Consider the following 20,785-nt stretch of genomic DNA (forward strand, 5'->3'; position numbering starts at 1 on the left):
TGTGATTGTGGTTGCTCGTTGGTATATCGTTCAGGCGTATTCAAATTTTGAAAAGAAAGTGGCAGAAGCTATTAGAAAAGAAGCGAAGCAAAAAGGGTTCGATCATCTATTTGAAAAAATTCTTGTTCCAACAGAGCGTGTTGTTGAAGTTCGTCGTGGTCGTAAGATTGATACAGAGCGTAAATTTTTTCCTGGTTATGTTCTTATTCGTGCTGAATTGACAGACGAGGTATACCATCTTATTAAAAATACTCCTAAAGTGACAGGTTTTTTGGGGTCGGATTCACGTCCTGTCCCTATTTCTGATCAGGAAGCTGAGCAAATTCTTAAGCAGGTTCAGGAAGGGGTTGAATCTCCGAAATCTTCAGTGTTATTTGAGGTTGGTGAGCAAGTTCGTGTTGCTGATGGACCTTTTGTTTCATTTAATGGAATTGTGCAAGAGGTCGAAGAAGAACGTTCTCGTCTTAAGGTCGAGGTATTGATCTTTGGGCGTCCTACACCTGTTGATTTGGAATTTAGTCAGGTTGAGAAACTTTGATTATACTTGAAGTAAGTTAGTCGCTTTAAGTGATCAGTGGGAGGTGATTTTGGCTTTTGTCAGCTTTATGATCCGAACCACATAACTGCGGTAGGTAACTGGCAAGTTGCATTGTTAGTGTACTAGTTAAATTGAAGGCAGAATATTATGGCAAAAAAAAGTATAGGTCAGCTGAAATTGCAGGTTCCTGCAGGAGCAGCTACTCCATCTCCACCGATTGGTCCTGCTCTTGGTCAGCGTGGTATTAATATCATGGAATTTTGTAAAGCGTTTAATGCATCCACACAAGAGATGGAAAAGGGTTCTCCGATACCTGTGATTATCACTTATTATCAGGATAAATCTTTTACGTTTTCTTTAAAAACTCCTCCTGTGTCGTTTTTATTGAAAAAGGAAGCTAATTTAAAGTCTGGATCAAAAGAACCAGGGAAAGTTTCTGTAGGGAGCATTTCTCGTGATAAGATTCATTCTATTGCAGAAATAAAGATGAAAGATCTTAATGCAAATGACATTGAAGCAGCGATGCGTATGGTTGAAGGTTCTGCTCGCTCTATGGGCTTGAAAGTGGTGGGCTAACGTTATGGTAAAAGTAGCAAAAAGAATGAAAAATATTCGTAAAGGTATTGAGTTTAATGAACTTTATACTTTAACGGATGCTGTTTCTATGGTTAAAGAGCGTGCAGTTGCAAAGTTTGATGAAACAATAGAGGTTTCAATGAATTTAGGTGTTGATCCTCGTCATGCGGATCAAATGGTTCGAGGTGTTGCTCATTTGCCTAATGGAACCGGACGAAATGTTCGTGTTGCCGTTTTTGCACGTGGAGATAAAGCTAAGGAAGCTAAGGATGCCGGTGCAGATATTGTAGGGGCTGAAGACTTATTTGAGAGTATTAATAGTGGCGTGATTGATTTTGATCGTTGTATTGCAACGCCAGATATGATGCCTTTGGTTGGTCGTCTTGGCAAAATTCTTGGTCCACGTAGTTTGATGCCAAATCCCAAGGTTGGTACTGTAACGTTGGATGTTGCTAGTGCTGTAAGGGATTCTAAAGGTGGTGCTGTCGAGTTTCGTGTTGAAAAAGCTGGAATTGTGCATGCTGGTATAGGTAAGGCTTCTTTTGGGGTTGAGAAAATAGTAGAAAATATTAAAGCTTTTGCTAGTGCGGTTATTAAAGCTAAGCCGCAAGGTGCAAAAGGTGAATATATTAAGCGTGTTGCAGTTTCTTCGACAATGGGTGTTGGGATTAAAGTTGATCCCGTAACGATTCGTTCAGAATAGGTGTGGATTGAGTTTTTGATTTTGTTTTTTGTGTGAAAATATCAGAATTTTATTTAGGGTATCGATTTTTATCGGTATTTTATTATCTAGGCTTTATTGAGCTTAGGTTGTGCCGGAAAAAAATCCGGAATATCCTGTCCGAGATTGTGGGTGATACTATTTTCGTATCTTAATAAAAAAGGCCTGCATGAGACTGGGGTAAGAACTGTAAAGTTAAAAGACTTAAAAAGTTTGAGCCAAGGTTACCTTTGATCGCTGTGCGTGAAAAAGGGGACAGGATCCTCATCGATAGCATGAATATTTTATGCTATCAAAGGTAACCAACAGATTTATTTAATAAATCTGTTAAATGGAGAGAGACAGTGGATAGAGCGGAAAAACGCGAATTTGTTACATGGCTGAATGAGACTTTTAAGAAGTCTGGTTCTGTTATTGTTGCGCATTATTCTGGTTTGACAGTTTCACAGATGAACGATCTACGTTCAAAAATGAATGAAGCTGGTGGTGCCGTTAAAGTTGCTAAAAACCGTCTTGCTAAAATCGCTCTTCAGGGCACGGAATCTGAGTCAATAGTGAGTCTATTTAATGGACAGACTCTTATTGCTTATTCAGAAGATCCGGTTACAGCGCCAAAAGTTGCTGTTGATTTTGCAAAAAGTAATGATCGATTTGTCATTCTTGGCGGTTCGATGGGTGCAACGAATTTGAGTGTAGATGCTGTGAAGTCTTTAGCTTCATTGCCTTCATTAAATGAATTGCGAGCAAAACTTGTGGGTATGATTTCCACTCCTGCAACTCGTATTGCGCAGGTTGTTAGTGCACCTGCTGGTCAAGTTGCGCGTGTTATTGGTGCATACGCTCAGGAGGGGGAAGCTGTTTAAGGTTGTTTTGTATCCATTCTAATGGAAAGACTTTAATGCTTTTCTGTTTTTTTTTGAACAAATTTTAAATGATGGTTAAAACTTTTTAATTGAAGGAATTTTAAAAATGGCTGATCTAACGAAGATCGTAGAAGACCTTTCTAATTTAACTCTTTTGGAAGCTGCGGAACTTTCTAAGTTGCTTGAAGAAAAATGGGGAGTTTCCGCTGCGGCTCCTGTTGCAGTTGCTGCTGTTGGTGCTGCTGCTCCAGTAGTTGAAGAAAAGACAGAATTTGATGTTATCCTTGTTGAAGGTGGTGCTCAAAAGATTAATGTTATTAAAGAAGTTCGTGCTCTTACAGGGCTTGGTCTTAAAGAAGCTAAAGATCTTGTTGAAGGGGCGCCTAAGCCTATTAAAGAGGGTGCTTCTAAGGATGAAGCGGAAAAAATTAAATCTCAACTTGAAGCAGCTGGTGCTAAGGTTGAACTTAAATAAGTCCAAATTGATTGGCGAGCGTTTATGTTCGCCAATTTTTTTCTTTTTTTTAAAGAAAGAAGGAGATCAATGAAACTCTTTCCTCAATAATTTAGTAATTGTAGTGGATGTGGGTTTTATTTCTAGCATCTTTTATCATAGAGACCAAATTAAATGGTTCATGATTAATGAAATGCTTTGGTGATGCTCACTGTCGGGTATCAAGTGAACTGGTCTGCATGTGCAGGTTAATGATATAAAGCTTTTAAGGTTTAGTTTGCCTTGAAGAGTAAAGATCGAGGAGCGATGATGGCTCAGACCCAATCGATGACATCTCAATTCAATGGTCGTAAGCGCGTACGCAAATTTTTTGGTAAGATTCCTGAAGTGGCTGAGATGCCGAATCTTATTGAGGTTCAAAAAGCGTCATACGATCAGTTTCTGATGATTAAGGAACCGAAAGGTGGTCGTCCAAATGAAGGACTACAGGCTGTTTTTAAATCGGTATTTCCCATTTCGGATTTTTCCGGTACGGCTATGCTGGAATTTGTCGGCTATGAGTTTGATTCACCAAAATTTGATGTTGAAGAATGCCGTCAGCGTGATTTAACTTATGCGGCGCCATTAAAGGTGATATTACGCTTAATTGTTTTTGATGTGGATGAAGATACTGGTTCAAAGGATATTAAAGACATTAAGGAACAGGGTGTTTATATGGGCGATATGCCTTTAATGACAGCCAGTGGGACTTTTATCATTAATGGTACTGAGCGTGTTATTGTTTCACAAATGCATCGTTCTCCGGGTGTCTTTTTTGATCATGATAAAGGAAAATCGCATTCATCCGGAAAATTACTTTTTGCTGCACGTGTAATTCCATATCGTGGATCTTGGCTTGATATTGAGTTCGATGCTAAAGATATAATTTATGCTAGAATTGATAGACGACGGAAAATTCCAGTTACGAGTCTTTTGATGGCATTAGGTATGGATGCGTCAGACATTTTATCAACTTTTTATAATAAGATTGTTTATGAGCGAGATGGGGATGGTTGGCGTATTCCTTATTCGATTGAGCGTTTTAAGGGGGTAACGCTTGTTTCTGATCTTGTAGACGCAGATAGTGGTGAAGTGGTTGCAGAGGCTGGTAAGAAATTAACAGCTCGTGTCGCAAAATCTTTAGCCGAAAAAGGTCTTAAGGCTGTTAAAATTAGTGAAGATGATTTATTAGGATCTTATTTGGCAGAAGATATAGTTAATTATCAGACAGGTGAAATTTATCTTGAAGCTGGTGATGAAATTGACGAAAAAACATTAAAGATTTTGTCTGATGTGAATGCTGACCAAATTAATATCCTTGATATTGATCATATGAATGTTGGGGCGTATATTCGAAACACTTTAAAAGTGGATAAAAATGAAAGTCGGCAGGATGCGTTGTTTGATATTTATAGAGTAATGCGTCCAGGAGAACCGCCTACAATGGATACAGCGGAAGCTATGTTCCATTCGTTATTTTTTGATCCTGAGCGTTATGATCTTTCGGCTGTTGGACGTGTTAAAATGAATTTGCGTATGGATCTTGATTGTCCAGATACAGTGCGCATTTTACGCCAAGAAGACATTCTTGCAGTTGTAAAAATGTTAGTTGAGTTACGTGATGGTCGTGGTGAGATTGATGATATTGATAACCTTGGTAATCGTCGAGTTCGATCTGTTGGAGAATTAATGGAAAATCAGTATCGCATTGGTTTGCTCCGCATGGAGCGTGCGATAAAGGAGCGTATGTCATCAGTTGAAATTGATACGGTTATGCCGCAAGATTTAATTAATGCAAAACCCGCTGCTGCTGCTGTTCGTGAATTTTTTGGTTCTTCACAATTATCACAATTTATGGATCAAACTAATCCGTTGTCGGAAATTACTCATAAACGTCGTCTTTCTGCTCTTGGTCCGGGTGGTTTGACACGTGAGCGCGCAGGCTTTGAAGTGCGTGACGTGCACCCTACACATTATGGTCGTATTTGTCCAATTGAAACGCCAGAAGGTCCTAATATTGGTTTGATTAATTCTTTGGCAACATTTGCGCGGGTTAATAAATACGGTTTCATTGAAAGTCCGTATCGCAAAATTATTGATGGCAAAGTAACAACAGAGGTTATTTATCTTTCTGCTATGGAAGAATCAAAGCATTATGTAGCGCAAGCTAATTCCTCATTAGATTCTGAAGGGCGCTTTACTGAAGAATTTGTCGTTTGTCGTCATGCAGGTGAAGTTTTGATGGCGCCACGAGATCTTGTTGATTTAATGGATGTTTCTCCAAAACAGTTAGTTTCAGTTGCTGCGGCTCTTATTCCATTTTTAGAAAATGATGACGCAAACCGTGCGTTAATGGGATCTAACATGCAGCGTCAGGCAGTTCCTCTTGTGCGCGCTGAAGCTCCATTTGTTGGTACGGGTATGGAGTCAGTCGTTGCTCGTGATTCAGGGGCTGCTATTGTTGCAAAACGCAGTGGTATTGTTGATCAGGTTGATGCAACGCGTATTGTTATTCGTGCTACAGAAGATCTAGACCCTTCAAGATCTGGTGTTGATATTTATCGTTTACAAAAATTTCAACGTTCTAATCAATCAACTTGTATTAATCAACGTCCTCTTGTGCATGTTGGTGATCGAATAGAGAAGGGCGACATTATTGCAGATGGTCCATCTACAGATCTTGGTGATTTAGCTCTTGGGTGGAATGTTCTTGTAGCATTTATGCCTTGGAACGGTTATAATTATGAAGATTCTATTTTGCTTTCTGAGCGCATAGTCGCAGATGATGTTTTCACTTCAATTCATATTGAAGAATTTGAAGTTGCTGCACGTGATACAAAGCTTGGTCCAGAAGAAATTACGCGTGATATTCCTAATGTTGCAGAGGAGGCGTTAAGGAATCTCGATGAGGCTGGCATTATTTATATTGGTGCTGAAGTTCAACCTGGTGATATTTTAGTTGGTAAAATTACACCGAAGGGTGAAAGTCCCATGACGCCAGAAGAAAAACTTCTGCGTGCCATTTTTGGAGAAAAAGCTTCAGATGTCCGTGATACTTCTATGCGGATGCCTCCTGGGACTTTTGGAACTGTTGTTGAAGTTCGTGTTTTTAATCGTCATGGTGTTGGAAAAGATGAGCGTGCGATGGCGATTGAGCGTGAAGAAATTGAACGTTTAGCTAAAGATCGTGATGATGAGCAATCAATTCTTGATCGTAATGTTTATGCGCGTCTTGCTGATATGTTAACAGGAAAGTTCGCTGTAGAAGGTCCCAAAGGATTTGCAAAAGATCAAAAGCTTGATAGTGCAGTTATGGGGAATTATCCACGTTCACAATGGTGGCAATTTGTCGTCGAGGATGAAAAGCTTCAGAATGAAATTGAAGCTTTACGTAAGCAGTACGATGAATCTAAAGAAGCTTTACAACGTCGTTTTATGGATAAAGTTGAGAAAGTGCAAAGAGGCGATGAAATGCCTCCTGGTGTCATGAAAATGGTAAAGGTTTTTGTGGCTGTAAAGCGCAAAATTCAACCGGGTGATAAGATGGCGGGGCGTCATGGTAACAAGGGGGTTGTATCACGTATTCTTCCAATAGAAGATATGCCTTTTCTTGAAGATGGAACGCATGCTGATATTGTATTGAATCCACTTGGCGTGCCTAGTCGTATGAATGTTGGTCAAATTCTTGAGACACATCTTGGTTGGGCTTGTGCGGGTATGGGTAAAAAAATTGGTGATTTAGTAGATTTTTATAAAGAGACTGGAGATATTCTTCCTTTACGTCAGCGTATTGAAGATTTTATTCCTGATAATGATCGTAATGAACCTGTGCGTCAGTATGATAATGAAAGCCTTTACAGATTGGCACTGCAAATGAGAAAGGGTGTGTCGGTTGCGACTCCTGTTTTTGATGGGGCTCATGAAGTTGATATTAACAGGATGCTGGAAGATGCAGGTTTGGATAGTTCGGGGCAGGTTACACTTTATGATGGTCGTACTGGAGAACCTTTTGATCGTCCTGTGACGGTGGGTTATATTTACATGCTCAAATTGCATCATCTTGTTGACGATAAGATTCATGCTCGTTCAATTGGTCCTTATTCACTTGTGACGCAGCAACCGTTAGGCGGTAAGGCACAATTTGGTGGTCAGCGTTTTGGTGAAATGGAGGTGTGGGCACTTGAAGCTTATGGTGCCGCTTATACTCTGCAGGAAATGTTAACTGTTAAATCGGATGATGTAGCTGGTCGAACGAAAGTTTATGAGGCGATTGTGCGTGGTGATGATACATTTGAGGCGGGTATACCCGAAAGCTTTAATGTATTAGTAAAAGAAATGCGTTCACTTGCCCTTAATGTAGAACTTGATGATGCGCGTGAGCTTATTGCGCAGCGAACGTCATCTAATTCAACAGAACAATGATTCATGGAACGCACTGGAAATAGTGCGTTTTTATTGTTCTGAAAGGCAAAACGAAGAAATTTTTATGAGAATAATACAGACGATTTAAAAAGTAAAAACAAGTTTTAAATTATGCTCTGTAATAAAAAATAAAGAGCTATACAAAGGGTTCTAAGAATCTTTTAAGGAGAACAGCATGAACCACGAGGTCATGAATCTTTTCAATCCTCAGGCACCAGCACAGACATTTGACTCTATTCGTATTTCAATTGCGAGTCCTGAGAAGATTCTGTCTTGGTCATATGGTGAGATCAAGAAGCCTGAGACTATTAATTATCGTACTTTTAAGCCAGAGCGTGATGGTCTCTTTTGTGCGCGTATATTCGGTCCTATTAAAGATTATGAGTGTCTTTGTGGCAAATATAAACGCATGAAATATAAAGGCATTATTTGTGAAAAATGTGGCGTAGAAGTTACTCTTTCACGTGTGCGTCGTGAGCGTATGGGGCATATAGAGCTTGCTGCACCAGTTGCTCATATTTGGTTTCTCAAATCTTTACCGGGCCGTATTTCTACTCTTTTAGATTTGACTTTAAAGGATATTGAGCGAGTTCTTTATTTTGAAAATTATATTGTAACAGAGCCAGGATTAACATCTCTTAAGTTGCATCAACTTCTTTCTGAAGAAGAATATATGCTTGCTGTTGATGAATTTGGAGAAGATCAGTTCACGGCTATGATTGGTGCTGAGGCTATTTATGAGCTTTTGGCTGGTATGGAATTGGAAAAAGTCGCAAATAATTTGCGTGTTGAATTATCTGAAACGACTTCGGAATTAAAGCAGAAAAAATTAATTAAACGACTTAAGATTGTTGAAAATTTTATTGAATCTGGCAATAAACCAGAATGGATGATTATGAAAATAATTCCGGTTATTCCACCGGATTTACGTCCATTAGTTCCGCTTGATGGTGGACGCTTTGCAACGTCAGATTTAAATGATCTTTATCGGCGGGTTATAAATCGTAATAATCGGTTAAAACGATTAATAGAATTGCGAGCTCCTGGGATCATTGTGAGAAATGAAAAACGTATGGTACAGGAAGCTGTTGATGCGTTATTTGACAATGGTCGCCGTGGACGTGTGATTACTGGGGCAAATAAGCGCCCATTAAAATCGCTTTCTGATATGTTAAAAGGAAAGCAAGGGCGTTTTCGTCAGAATTTGCTAGGTAAACGTGTTGATTATTCAGGTCGTTCAGTTATTGTTACAGGACCTGAATTGAAATTACATCAATGCGGTCTTCCTAAAAAAATGGCTCTTGAATTATTTAAGCCATTTATCTATGCGCGACTTGATGCAAAGGGATATTCATCAACTGTAAAACAGGCAAAAAAGCTTGTTGAGAAAGAGCATCCAGAAGTTTGGGATATTTTAGATGAAGTTATTCGTGAGCATCCTGTTTTATTGAATCGTGCCCCAACATTGCACCGTTTAGGGATTCAAGCTTTTGAACCTGTCTTGATTGAAGGAAAAGCTATACAGCTTCACCCGTTGGTCTGTACTGCTTTTAATGCAGATTTTGATGGTGATCAGATGGCTGTACATATTCCGCTTTCTCTTGAAGCGCAGCTTGAAGCGCGTGTTTTGATGATGTCGACTAATAATATTCTTCATCCAGCTAATGGTGCACCAATTATTGTTCCTTCACAGGATATGGTTCTTGGTCTTTACTATCTTTCAATTGTTTTTGAAAAAGAACCTGGTGAAGGGATGGTATTTGCTGATATGGGTGAGTTGCATCATGCCTTAGAAAATAAGGTTGTAACGCTTCACACAAAGATTAAAGGTCGTTTTAAAAATATCGATAAAGATGGAAAAGAAGTTCCTAAGCTTTATGATACAACACCTGGTCGTTTAATTATTGGTGAGCTTTTGCCAAAAAATCCAAATATCTCTTTTGATATTGTTAATCAGGAAATGACTAAGAAAAACATTTCTAAAATGATTGATCAGGTTTACAGACACTGTGGACAAAAAGAGACAGTTATTTTTTGTGACCGTATTATGCAGCTTGGCTTCTCCCATGCTTGTCGTGCTGGTATTTCGTTTGGTAAGGATGACATGGTTATCCCTGAAAGCAAGTCACGTTTGGTTGCAGAAACAGAGGCGTTGGCTAAAGAATATGAGCAGCAATATAATGATGGTTTAATTACGCAGGGTGAAAAATATAATAAAGTTGTAGATGCGTGGGGAAAATGCACTGATCGTGTTGCTTATGAAATGATGAAACGTATTCAAGCTGTTGAGTTTGATCCTAAAACAGGTCGTCAGCGGCAGATGAATTCGATCTATATGATGTCACATTCTGGTGCTCGTGGTTCTGCTAATCAGATGAAGCAGTTGGCTGGTATGCGTGGATTGATGGCAAAACCGTCAGGTGAAATTATTGAAACACCGATCATTTCGAATTTTAAGGAAGGTCTAACTGTTAATGAATACTTCAATTCGACCCACGGTGCACGTAAAGGACTTGCTGATACTGCATTAAAAACTGCTAACTCTGGTTATTTAACACGTCGCCTTGTTGATGTTGCGCAGGATGCAATTATTTCAGCTATTGATTGCGGTACTGTAAAGGGACTTACTATTCAGCCGATTGTTGATGCAGGACAAATTGTTGCGTCACTTGGTCAAAGAATTCTTGGTCGTACAGCTCTTGTGGATATTTTGCATCCAGTTTCTGGAGAAGTTATTCTTGAAGGCGGTGCGATGATTGAAGAGGCAGATGTTGCTAAAATCGAAGAAGCTGGAATTCAATCTGTGCAAATTCGCTCTGCTTTAACATGTGAAACGCGTCTTGGTGTTTGTGCAAAGTGTTATGGTCGTGATTTAGCGCGTGGAACGCCGGTTAATCAAGGAGAGGCTGTTGGTGTTATTGCGGCCCAATCTATTGGTGAGCCTGGAACACAGCTTACTATGCGTACCTTTCACTTAGGGGGGACCGCGCAGGTTGTTGATTCATCGCATTTAGAAGCGTCTTATGAAGGTACGGTAGAGATTCGTAATCGCAATATTGTTCGCAATTCGGAAGGACGTTTGGTCGTTATGGGGCGTAATGTTTCTGTCGTTATCAAGGATGAGACTGGAAAAGAGTGTATTGTGCATCGTATTAGTTATGGGGCGCACATTTTTGTTGATGATGGTGACTTTGTTAAAACGGGGCAACGTATTGCAGAGTGGGATCCCTATACGCGTCCAATTTTAACTGAAGTTGATGGTTATGTGGGCTTTGAGGATATGATTGATGGTTTATCAGTTACTGAAACCGCTGATGAATCTACAGGTATTACAAAGCGTTTAGTGGTTGATTGGCGTGCTAATCCACGCGGTGCTGAGCTAAAGCCAGCTATTGTTATTTATGCAGATGAAAAAGGTGAAACTGTCGCTAAATTGTATAAGGGGGGGGAGGCCCGTTATATGATGTCAGTGGATACTATTCTTTCTGTAGAACTAGGTTCTCGTGTAAAAGCGGGTGATGTTATTGCACGTTTACCTATGGAAAGTGCTAAAACAAAAGATATCACGGGTGGTTTGCCACGTGTGGCTGAGCTTTTTGAAGCACGGCATCCAAAGGATCATGCTATTATTGCAGAGGTTAGTGGTACAATACGATTTGGTCGTGGTTATAAAAATAAACGTCGTATTATTATCGAGCCTAATGATGAATCTTTAGAGCCAGTAGAATATTTAATTCCAAAGGGCAAGTTGTTTCATTTTCAAGAAGGCGATCAGATTGAAAAAGGTGATTATATTCTTGATGGTAATCCAGCACCTCATGATATTTTGGCGATTAAGGGCGTTGAGGCTTTAGCGTCTTATCTTGTCAATGAAATTCAGGAAGTTTATCGTCTACAAGGTGTTTTAATTAATGATAAGCACATTGAAGTTATTGTTCGTCAAATGCTACAAAAAGTTGAAATTACTGAATCTGGAGATTCTGGTTATATTCCAGGTGATCATGTCGATCGCATTGAGTTAGATGAAATTAATGATAATTTGATTGCAGAGGGAAAAAAACCTGCATCTGGTAATCCTATTCTTCTTGGAATTACAAAAGCATCTCTCCAAACCCCATCATTTATTTCTGCGGCATCGTTTCAGGAAACAACTCGTGTGCTTACTGAAGCAGCGGTTTCTGGAAAGATTGATACTTTGCAAGGGCTTAAGGAAAATGTTATCGTTGGTCGTCTTATTCCTGCGGGAACTGGTGGTACGATTGCTCAAATTCGCCGTATCGCTTCAGTACGTGACGATTTAATTGTAGATGAACGTTATAAATCTAACAATAATGAAGCAGCGAGAGCTATGTTGACAAATATGACAACTGGTGCGGTTGCTGAATAATTTGGATAGGTATAAGATAATACAAAAACGTCTGAATATAAAATTCAGGCGTTTTAAGGTTTCTGGAATAGGGTAGTACAATATTTTAAAAGCATACTTATAAGAATAAAAGTTGTTTTATTTAATTACTTTATTGTATTTGTATATTATAGTATTTTTTTTATATAATTGCATTAAAATGTATAAAATTAAAAAATAAGTATATTAAATAATATTTTATAATAAAAAAAATAGTGATGTATTAATTACTTTTTATAAACAATATAAATATCACGAAATATAATACGCTATTATAAAAATAGAGTAATAAAGTATTTTAATACTATTCTATCGATAAATTTATAAATAAGTTCTAGTAAATTCCTATAATTTTTTTATTAAATGTTTTAAACATAGGGATTTATTTTTATAATAAAATAAATCATTATAAATTTAAAAGATATTATATGATAAAAAGTTATTTTTTTATTTGAAATATCGAATATGTTGATTATAGTAAAGAAAAATATTTTATAACGAAAAAAAGCTTAAATAATTAATCTTAGTGGTTAATTAAAGATGTGTTTGCTTATAACAAAAATGTCACGAATAATTTTTTGTATAATTTAAAAATATAAAAAAATTGAAAATTTGACTAGATTTATGAGTTGATCATTGATCGCAATTTTAAGGTTTGTTTCGTTATTAATAATTTTTTTGCTAAATGGCGGGTTATATGAATTTTTTCACAAAAGCATATTAAGCCGAAAATTTTAAAATATTTTAATTACACATTGAATTTATTCAAAAATAAATGAATGAAGATGTAAAAATGAAAGATTATTCTATGTCTATGAAAGATGATTCTATTAGTATTTTTCAATCTATTTTATCGAGAAGAGCAATTCGAGCTTTTATTGATAAACCGGTTCCGCAAGAAACAATTGAGGAAATTTTAAAGCTTGCAGCACGCTCTCCATCTGGAGCCAATATTCAACCATGGCAAGTGGTTGTGGTTACAGGAGAAGCGTTGAAGAGAGTGGGAAAAGAGCTCTCTCAATTAGTGTTATCTGGTGTAGGAGCAGAACGCGAATACCATTATTATCCATGTGAGTGGCGGGATCCTTATACTTCTCGACGTCAAAAAATGGGTGCAGATCTTTATGCGAGTCTTGGAATTCAAAAAGACGAAACAGAGAAAATGTTGCGCCAAAAAGCGCGGAATTTCTTATGTTTTGATGCACCTGTAGGTTTGTTATTTACAATGGACCGTGATATGGAAGTTGGTAGTTGGCTTGATGTAGGTATGTTTATGCAAACCGTTATGTTAGCAGCACGTGGGTTTGGGTTAGATACTTGTCCTCAGGCTTCTTGGACAGATTATTACAAACAACTTCATACGCTTTTATCTATACCTTCTGATCGTAAGATTGTCTGTGGTATGTCACTTGGTTATCGTGATGCGAATGCACCAGAAAATAATGTAGAAACTGAACGCGAATCAATTGAAAACTTTGTACGTTTTATTAAATCATGATCACATGATATAGGATACCTATTATAATTTCAAATATCACAATAAATAATTAAATGGGGATTTCTTATTCCCATTTAAATTTTAACATTGTAAGCTCACATTCACTCTACTACTTCTTATATGCAAAAGAATGGTTATTTAAAGACCACTATCAATTTTTCAAAGGATAGCTATGGAGAGCATTATAGAAAAAAAATGCTGGTTAGTGGTGCGACGAGCAACATTTATATTTATTGCGATTATTTTTTTAATTTATTTAATAATTTGACTTGAGTAAGATAAATTTAATAAAAGAATACATATTCTTTAGGTTTGTATTTAATTTTCAGGTGCTTATTGTTTTTATCTGTCTTTGAGCTTTTCAAAATTGGTATTGGCCCTTCCAGTTCGCACACAATGGGACCAATGACTGCTGCTAATATGTTTTTGCAAGAGATTGCTTCGGAAAACTTTTCTTGTTTATCTTTACCTCATTCAAAAGTTTCTCATATACGTGTTTACCTTTATGGTTCATTAGCTTTGACAGGAATTGGTCATGCTACAGATAGAGCTGTTATATTAGGACTTTTGGGAGAAAGTGCTTCCACTGTTGATCCAGATCATATGGATTTATTATTGGAAAAAGTTAAGCGTGAAAAAAAGGTGCAACCAAAAGGCCATAATGCTTATAAATTTGATTTATACAATGATCTTATCTTTGAGAGAAAAATAACTTTATCTGAGCATGCTAATGGGCTTGCGTTTGAAGGACTTGATGCTGATGGAAATATTCTTTTAAGGAAAGTTTATTATTCTATTGGTGGTGGTTTTGTTGTAACTGAAAATGAGTTAAGTCACGTAAGTTGTAATGCTCGAACAGAAATATCTGAAGTGCCGTATCCTTTTGATTCTGCAAAAAATATGTTATTGATGGCAGAGAAATCAGGACTTTCAATTGCTGAGATGAAGCGTGTAAATGAAGAAACAAGGATGGAGCGTTCTGATCTTGATACTGGGCTGGATGAAATTTTTGCAGCTATGAGTAATTGTATTGACAGAGGACTTTCGCAAGAAGGTGAATTACCGGGTGAATTGCATATCCAAAGACGTGCTAAAAAATTATATGATAAACTTTTAGAAGATCAAAAAAAGAATTACAATCGTCCATTTTTAGCTAATGATTGGCTTTCTGTTTATGCTATAGCTGTGAATGAGGAAAATGCAGCGGGTGGTCGTGTTGTTACTGCGCCGACGAATGGTGCAGCTGGTGTTGTGCCTGCAGTTTTACGTTATTATCTTCAGTTTAATGATGGTTCAGATCAAGAAGGTATACGTACCTTTTTGTTAACAGCCGCAGCTATTGGCGGTGTCATAAAGCACAATGCTTCTATTTCTGGTGCAGAAGTTGGTTGCCAAGGAGAGGTTGGAGCGGCATCTTCAATGGCGGCAGCTGGGTTGACTGCAGCATTAGGTGGTACACCTGGTCAAATTGAGAATGCAGCAGAGATTGCTCTCGAACATCATTTAGGGATGACGTGTGATCCGGTTGCAGGTCTTGTGCAGGTTCCTTGTATTGAACGTAATGCAATGGGAGCTGTTAAGGCAGTAACAGCTTCTTCCCTTGCATTGCATGGTAATGGAAAGCATTTTGTTTCCCTTGACGCTTGTATAGAAACGATGCGTCAAACAGGACGTGATATGAGTGAACGCTATAAAGAAACGAGCCAAGCTGGTCTTGCAGTTAATGTAATAGATTGCTAAATTTTCTTCGGTATTTAAAATTTGTATACATTAATTTATTTATAAAATAGTTTCATTTTAAATTTAATATTATTTTATATGTTATGAAAAAAAAACATAATTTTTTTAACAAATTAAATAATATCATTTTCTTGATTAAGAATAATTATAAATTATTATGAGACTGTTTGTGATAACATTCATCTCTTGATGCTTATTGTTTTATAAATATCAATTTTTTTTACTAAAAAATATAAAAAAACATCTTTAAATTATGAATGATGTTAAATTATCCCCATTGTTAAAATGCTGCTCTTTAAGAAGATGGACAATTAAATAGAAAAATTTTTAACGTAGTTTTAGTAAATGTAAGGAAGCATTACATTAAAAAAAACTGTAAGGAATGTGGAAATACTTTTTTATGAGCAAAATTTTATAAAGATTCTTTATAAATTTAGATATTTGTTGCTCCTAGACGTATTTTAATAGGGACGTTACCAGTTTGACTCATAACACGTAAATGAATGCGTATAGGAGGTATAGTTAAACGCTGATTTCTTGTTGTTTGGCAAATGAGAAGATTAACGAGATGATGTGTATTTAGTGTGGGGGGAGTATGTTTTAAACCAGCTAATTTTATCACAGCATCATGAAGAGAACGGAGTGAAATGGGGGATGATTGCTTCAATAAAATTTTTTTTTCAGCATATGAAGCAATAGCGTTACGTGTCATGGCGCTGTCCTTAAATACAGAATCTAAAAATTTTTTAATATGCTACAGTATAGCAGTTAAAATTTGCTTTCTTTAAAATGGAACAAGCATTTAATGCTGCTTTTTTTGATGAAAATCCTATAAATCGAGCTCGATAATAACGACGTCCATCTTTTTCAAATAGCTGCATATGTGAGGATGAGTACTTTAAAGCGGAGTAGGCTGTATTTTTTGCTTTTGAAAGGAGAGCTTTTGCTTGGCTTTGTTCTGAAAGTGAGCCAATCTGAATAGCCCAGCTAGTGCTTGTAGATAGAGAGGCTGTTATAATTTTGTCTGCATTAACAGCTATAGCTTTTTGAGGGTTTGGAATTGGTATGATTGCTTGGTTTACAGCTGTTATTGCTGTATTAAAATTTTTAGGTTGTTCTGTGAGCGCTGTTAACAAAGTAGAAACTTCATCATCGGGATCGTTTTGATCGCTCTTAATAATCGGTATAGGGGTATTTATACCAGTGGGTAGATTATAGTGCGCAGAGGCTATTAAATGTTGATCACTTTGCATGCGGTTTGCTTTTGGCATATATTTGCTTAGTAAATTGGCCATATGTTTATCACGTGCAGTAGCCGATCTGCCTCCCATAACGACAGCAACAATAGAACGTCCATTTGCACGCATGGAGGTAGCTAAATTTGAACCTGACATTTGTGTATAGCCTGTCTTAATTCCATCGACACCTTTCATTATTTTGACTAATTTATTATGACTGTTAATTGTCCGACCGTGAAAAGTGAAACTTGTTATTTTAAATAGCTTATATTGTTGTGGAAAATCTTTTCGTAGTGCTAATGATAAAATGGCTATATCTTGTGCCGTAGAGTAATTATGAACATCTGGAAGTCCAGAAGCGTTTGCAAAGTGCGTATGCATCATGCCAAGTTGACGAGCTTTTTCTGTCATTTTTTTAGCAAATTTTTTTTCATTACCACCAAGATATTCGGCAATAGCAACTGCAACATCATTTGCTGATTTTGTAATAAGTGCTTTGGCTGCCTCTTCTGCAGAAATTGTTTGACCTGCTTTAAGTCCCATTTTTGTTGGGGGGCGTGTGGCAGCATAATTTGATATAGGGATTGGTGTCTTTGGTGTTATACGGCGTGCATGCATAGCTTCAAAGAGTATGTATAATGTCATCATTTTTGTCAAAGAAGCAGGATAACGTTTTAATGTTGCATTAGCTTGAAATAAAGTCTTTCCTGTATTTGCATCTATAACGATAGCTGCGTATTTATCTGGATAAGCTCCTTGAGGAGTAGCTGACGCACAAGAATAAGAAAGAGCTAAAACAATAAGAGAAATTGCTAGCTTTTTATAGCAATGTACAATTTTTGAGCAGTTAATATACACTTGCAGTGTCCTATTTCTTCATTTACTCTGATATTTTGAAAGTTTTATAAAAAGTTTCTTTCTTTGTGGTTTGTTAGCACAGTTTAAATGAATGGTGTTACCAATTTATTTACATAAATCATTTTGTGAGTTCTTATATTTGATTTAATTTAGCCATAAGGAGAAGAATTTTTATACAAATGCGCGTCGAAACAGTTATGAAAAGCTCTAAAATTGATAAAAGTGCGTTGCACAAAAATAATAGCTATACAAAAGTTAAAAACAAACTTCATCTTCTACATATGCATAATGAAGAGGGCAAAAATTAGAAAGAAACTAGGCATGATTCTATAATGATTAAAGCTTATTAAACTTTCAGAGGCTTAAATTATATTACATTTTTTAGCATCATAATAATTAATATATTTATGGATTTTATTTTTTTATTTTGAAAATTAAAAAAAGAAACCGAAGAAATAATGCATATTATGTGAGATATTCATAAAAATGTAATGGGGAATGCGGAGCTTATATTTGAGAAATGGCTGAAATGAAAGTTTTTTAGGTTATGAAATGTGTATGCCAAAATAAATATCCGTTACAATTTGTAATAGAATGAAAGTGAGGGATTATGCCATCTTTTACGCCGAGTCTTGAAAAAACTTTGCATCGCGCATTAACAATTGCTACTCATGCACAACATGAATACGCCACATTAGAGCATCTGCTGCTTGCTTTGTTAGATGATATTGATGCAAGTTCAGTTATTCAGGCTTGTCAAGTAAATTTAGAGAAACTGCGGGAGCGCTTAACTAACTACATCCAATCAGAATTGGATGTGCAAATGAAAAATAGCACAGACACAAAACCAACAATATTTTTACAGCGCGTTATTCAGCGTGCAGTGATACACGCTCAATCAGTTGGAAAAGATGAAGTGTCGGGGGCGAATGTTCTCGTTGCAATTTTTTCTGAGCATGAAAGTCATGCAGCATATTTTCTTCAAGAATTAGGAATGACTCGTTATGATGCTTTGCGTTTTATCTCACATGGTATTACGTGTGGTGAGGGGTTATCTATGTTTCTTCTTGAAGATCTTGAAGAACAATTAGATCAGCAAATTGTTGACAATAGTGAAAAAGTAACAAATGCACTCGCTACGTATTGCATTGATTTAAATCGTAAAGCACGCGATGGAAAAATTGATTTATTAATTGGTCGTGATGCAGAAATTTCACGAATGATACAAGTTTTATGTAGAAGGTCAAAAAATAATCCACTTTTGATAGGGGATCCTGGTGTCGGAAAAACGGCTATCACTGAGGGGTTAGCTAAACGCATTGTTGATGGGCAGGTTCCTGAAGTTTTATCGAACGCAACAATATTTTCACTTGATATGGGAGGGCTTGTTGCTGGTACACGCTATCGTGGTGACTTTGAAGAACGATTAAAGCAGGTTGTTAAAGAGCTTGCGCAGTATCCAGGTGCGATTTTATTTATTGATGAAATTCACACATTGGTTGGAGCAGGAGTGACAGCTGGGGGGAATATGGATGCAGCAAATCTTTTAAAGCCTGCATTATCTTCTGGAACTATTCGGTGTATTGGTTCAACGACTTATCGAGAATATCGCAAGGTTTTTGAACAAGATAGTGCTTTAGAGCGACGTTTTCAGAAAATTGATGTTAATGAACCTTCCATTGCTGAGGCGATTAAAATTTTGCAGGGATTAAAGCCTTATTTTGAAGATTTTTATCAAGTAAAATATACAGATGATGCAATGAAAGCATCTGTAGAATTATCTTCACGATATATGTTTGATCGTCGACTTCCTGATAAAGCAATTGATATTGTTGATGAAAGTGGGGCAGCACAGATGCTTTTACCTCAAAAACAGCGTCAAGAAAGTATAGGTGTTAAAGAAATTGAAGCGACTGTTGCTATTATGGCAAAAGTTCCATCAAAAACAATTTCTGGTGATGATCAAAAAGTGCTGAGTAATCTTGAAAGAGAGCTTAAGCATATCGTTTATGGACAAGATCAGGCAATTTCAGCATTAGTGTCGTCAATTAAACTAGCACGAGCTGGATTGCGTGAATCAGAAAAATTAATAGGAGGTTATTTATTTTCAGGTCCAACAGGTGTAGGAAAAACTGAAGTTGCTAAACAGCTTGCATCTTCTTTAGGAATTGAATTATTGCGTTTTGATATGTCAGAATATATGGAGCGGCATACTATAGCGCGTTTAATAGGATCTCCTCCAGGGTATGTAGGGTTTGATCAAGGAGGTCTTCTTACAGATGCAGTGGATAAAAAACCTCATGCTGTCCTCTTGTTAGACGAGATTGAGAAAGCGCACCCAGAGCTATTCAACATTTTATTGCAGGTTATGGATTATGGTAAATTAACCGATCATAATGGTAAAAAAATTGATTTTAGTAATATTATTCTCATTATGACAACAAATGCTGGTTCTTCAGATATGGCAAAATCGGCTATTGGATTTGGTAAAGTATACCGTGATGGCTATGATGTAGAAGCTATTAATCGATTATTTACACCAGAGTTTCGCAATCGGCTAGATGCCATTATTCCATTTTCACCTTTGCCTCGTTCAATAATGAATAAAATTGTACAAAAATTTATTTTTCAGCTTGAAGCACAATTGGTTGATAGAGGAATCTGCTTTGAATTAAATGCTTCAGCGATAGATTGGCTCGCCAATAAAGGTTATGATGCTCAAATGGGGGCGCGTCCGTTGAGTCGTGTTATACAAAAATATATTAAGAAACCATTAGCCGATGAGATTTTATTTGGAAAGTTGCGCAATGGTGGTACGGTTTGTATATTGACACAGAAAACAAATGACGGAAAAGAAAAGTTACGGCTAAAAATTTCATCTTCTGATACGTCTGTTCGTTTAAAAAATAATAAAGTTACACATTTAGAGAAAAAGCGAATAGCAAAAAAAAGCTCTGCAATTTGGTAATATGTTAGAGAGCAGAGCGAATTTTTTTTGCATTCTCTTCGAGTACTTCTGTAGGTGTGATAACTTGATTATGGAGGTTAAGCTCCACTCCTTTCATCCGTGGTATAATGTGAAAATGGAGATGAAATACAGTTTGTTGGCTTGCTTCTTCATTAAATTGCATGATTGTTATACCATCTGCTTGAAAAGCTTTTTTGATAGCATTAGCGATTTTTTGAACGGCTTTAATAACTGGAAATAATGTTTCCGTATCTGCATCCAATAAGTTTCTAGAGCTTTTTCGGGGAATGACCAATGTATGTCCTGGTGCTTGTGGCATAATATCCATGAAAGCAATGACATCTTCATCTTCATAAACACGAACAGAAGGAATTTCATTACGAATCAATTTAGCAAAAATGTTATTGTTATCATAAGATTGTTTCATACGAATATTTCCTTTAAATTTTTTTCAAAACAAAAGAA

At 36.8% G+C, this 20,785-nt stretch carries 13 protein-coding genes; 10 read left to right on the forward strand and 3 right to left on the reverse strand.

Features of this window, described 5'->3' with window-relative positions; all coding sequences use genetic code 11:
- The first annotated feature begins 7 nt into the window (after positions 1-7).
- From nusG to V4P55_RS01270, 9 genes are all read left to right on the forward strand, one after another.
- Complete coding sequence (gene nusG, locus V4P55_RS01230; protein ID WP_455475089.1) at positions 8-538, forward strand: transcription termination/antitermination protein NusG; 531 nt, start codon at positions 8-10, stop codon at positions 536-538.
- Positions 539-685: 147 nt separating this feature from the next.
- Positions 686-1,114 carry a 50S ribosomal protein L11 gene (rplK, locus tag V4P55_RS01235; protein WP_455474614.1) on the forward strand — a complete coding sequence of 143 codons (429 nt, stop codon included), beginning with the start codon at positions 686-688 and terminating at the stop codon, positions 1,112-1,114.
- Between the two features lie 4 nt (positions 1,115-1,118).
- Positions 1,119-1,817, forward strand: coding sequence for a 50S ribosomal protein L1 (gene rplA, locus V4P55_RS01240; RefSeq protein WP_455474616.1), 699 nt, complete (start codon positions 1,119-1,121; stop codon positions 1,815-1,817).
- A gap of 362 nt (positions 1,818-2,179) precedes the next feature.
- A complete protein-coding gene (gene rplJ / locus V4P55_RS01245; RefSeq protein WP_455474618.1) occupies positions 2,180-2,698 on the forward strand; it encodes a 50S ribosomal protein L10 in 519 nt (172 codons plus the stop codon).
- A gap of 106 nt (positions 2,699-2,804) precedes the next feature.
- A complete protein-coding gene (gene rplL, locus V4P55_RS01250; protein ID WP_455474620.1) occupies positions 2,805-3,173 on the forward strand; it encodes a 50S ribosomal protein L7/L12 in 369 nt (122 codons plus the stop codon).
- Between the two features lie 288 nt (positions 3,174-3,461).
- Positions 3,462-7,613 (forward strand): DNA-directed RNA polymerase subunit beta, encoded by a 4,152-nt coding sequence (gene rpoB / locus V4P55_RS01255; protein WP_455475090.1) that lies wholly within the window; start codon positions 3,462-3,464, stop codon positions 7,611-7,613.
- A 175-nt stretch (positions 7,614-7,788) separates the two neighbouring features.
- Positions 7,789-12,000 (forward strand): DNA-directed RNA polymerase subunit beta', encoded by a 4,212-nt coding sequence (gene rpoC / locus V4P55_RS01260; RefSeq protein WP_455474622.1) that lies wholly within the window; start codon positions 7,789-7,791, stop codon positions 11,998-12,000.
- A gap of 832 nt (positions 12,001-12,832) precedes the next feature.
- Complete coding sequence (locus V4P55_RS01265; protein WP_455475091.1) at positions 12,833-13,516, forward strand: nitroreductase; 684 nt, start codon at positions 12,833-12,835, stop codon at positions 13,514-13,516.
- 336 nt (positions 13,517-13,852) lie between these two features.
- Positions 13,853-15,256, forward strand: a complete 1,404-nt coding sequence (locus tag V4P55_RS01270) for an L-serine ammonia-lyase (RefSeq protein ID WP_455474624.1) — start codon at positions 13,853-13,855, stop codon at positions 15,254-15,256.
- A 433-nt stretch (positions 15,257-15,689) separates the two neighbouring features.
- Here V4P55_RS01270 and V4P55_RS01275 read toward each other — a convergent pair whose 3' ends face one another.
- Positions 15,690-15,968, reverse strand: coding sequence for a hypothetical protein (locus V4P55_RS01275; protein ID WP_455474626.1), 279 nt, complete (start codon positions 15,966-15,968; stop codon positions 15,690-15,692).
- A gap of 34 nt (positions 15,969-16,002) precedes the next feature.
- On the reverse strand, positions 16,003-17,352 hold the full coding sequence (locus tag V4P55_RS01280; protein ID WP_455474628.1) for an SPOR domain-containing protein: 1,350 nt from the start codon (positions 17,350-17,352) through the stop codon (positions 16,003-16,005).
- A 610-nt stretch (positions 17,353-17,962) separates the two neighbouring features.
- On the opposite strand from V4P55_RS01280, the gene clpA reads away from it, so the two are divergent.
- Positions 17,963-20,320, forward strand: a complete 2,358-nt coding sequence (clpA, locus tag V4P55_RS01285; protein ID WP_455474630.1) for an ATP-dependent Clp protease ATP-binding subunit ClpA — start codon at positions 17,963-17,965, stop codon at positions 20,318-20,320.
- Positions 20,321-20,324: 4 nt separating this feature from the next.
- Here clpA and V4P55_RS01290 read toward each other — a convergent pair whose 3' ends face one another.
- Positions 20,325-20,747, reverse strand: coding sequence for an HIT family protein (locus V4P55_RS01290; RefSeq protein ID WP_455474632.1), 423 nt, complete (start codon positions 20,745-20,747; stop codon positions 20,325-20,327).
- Positions 20,748-20,785: the final 38 nt, after the last annotated feature.

Source organism: Bartonella sp. B30(2025), from assembly GCF_053793825.1.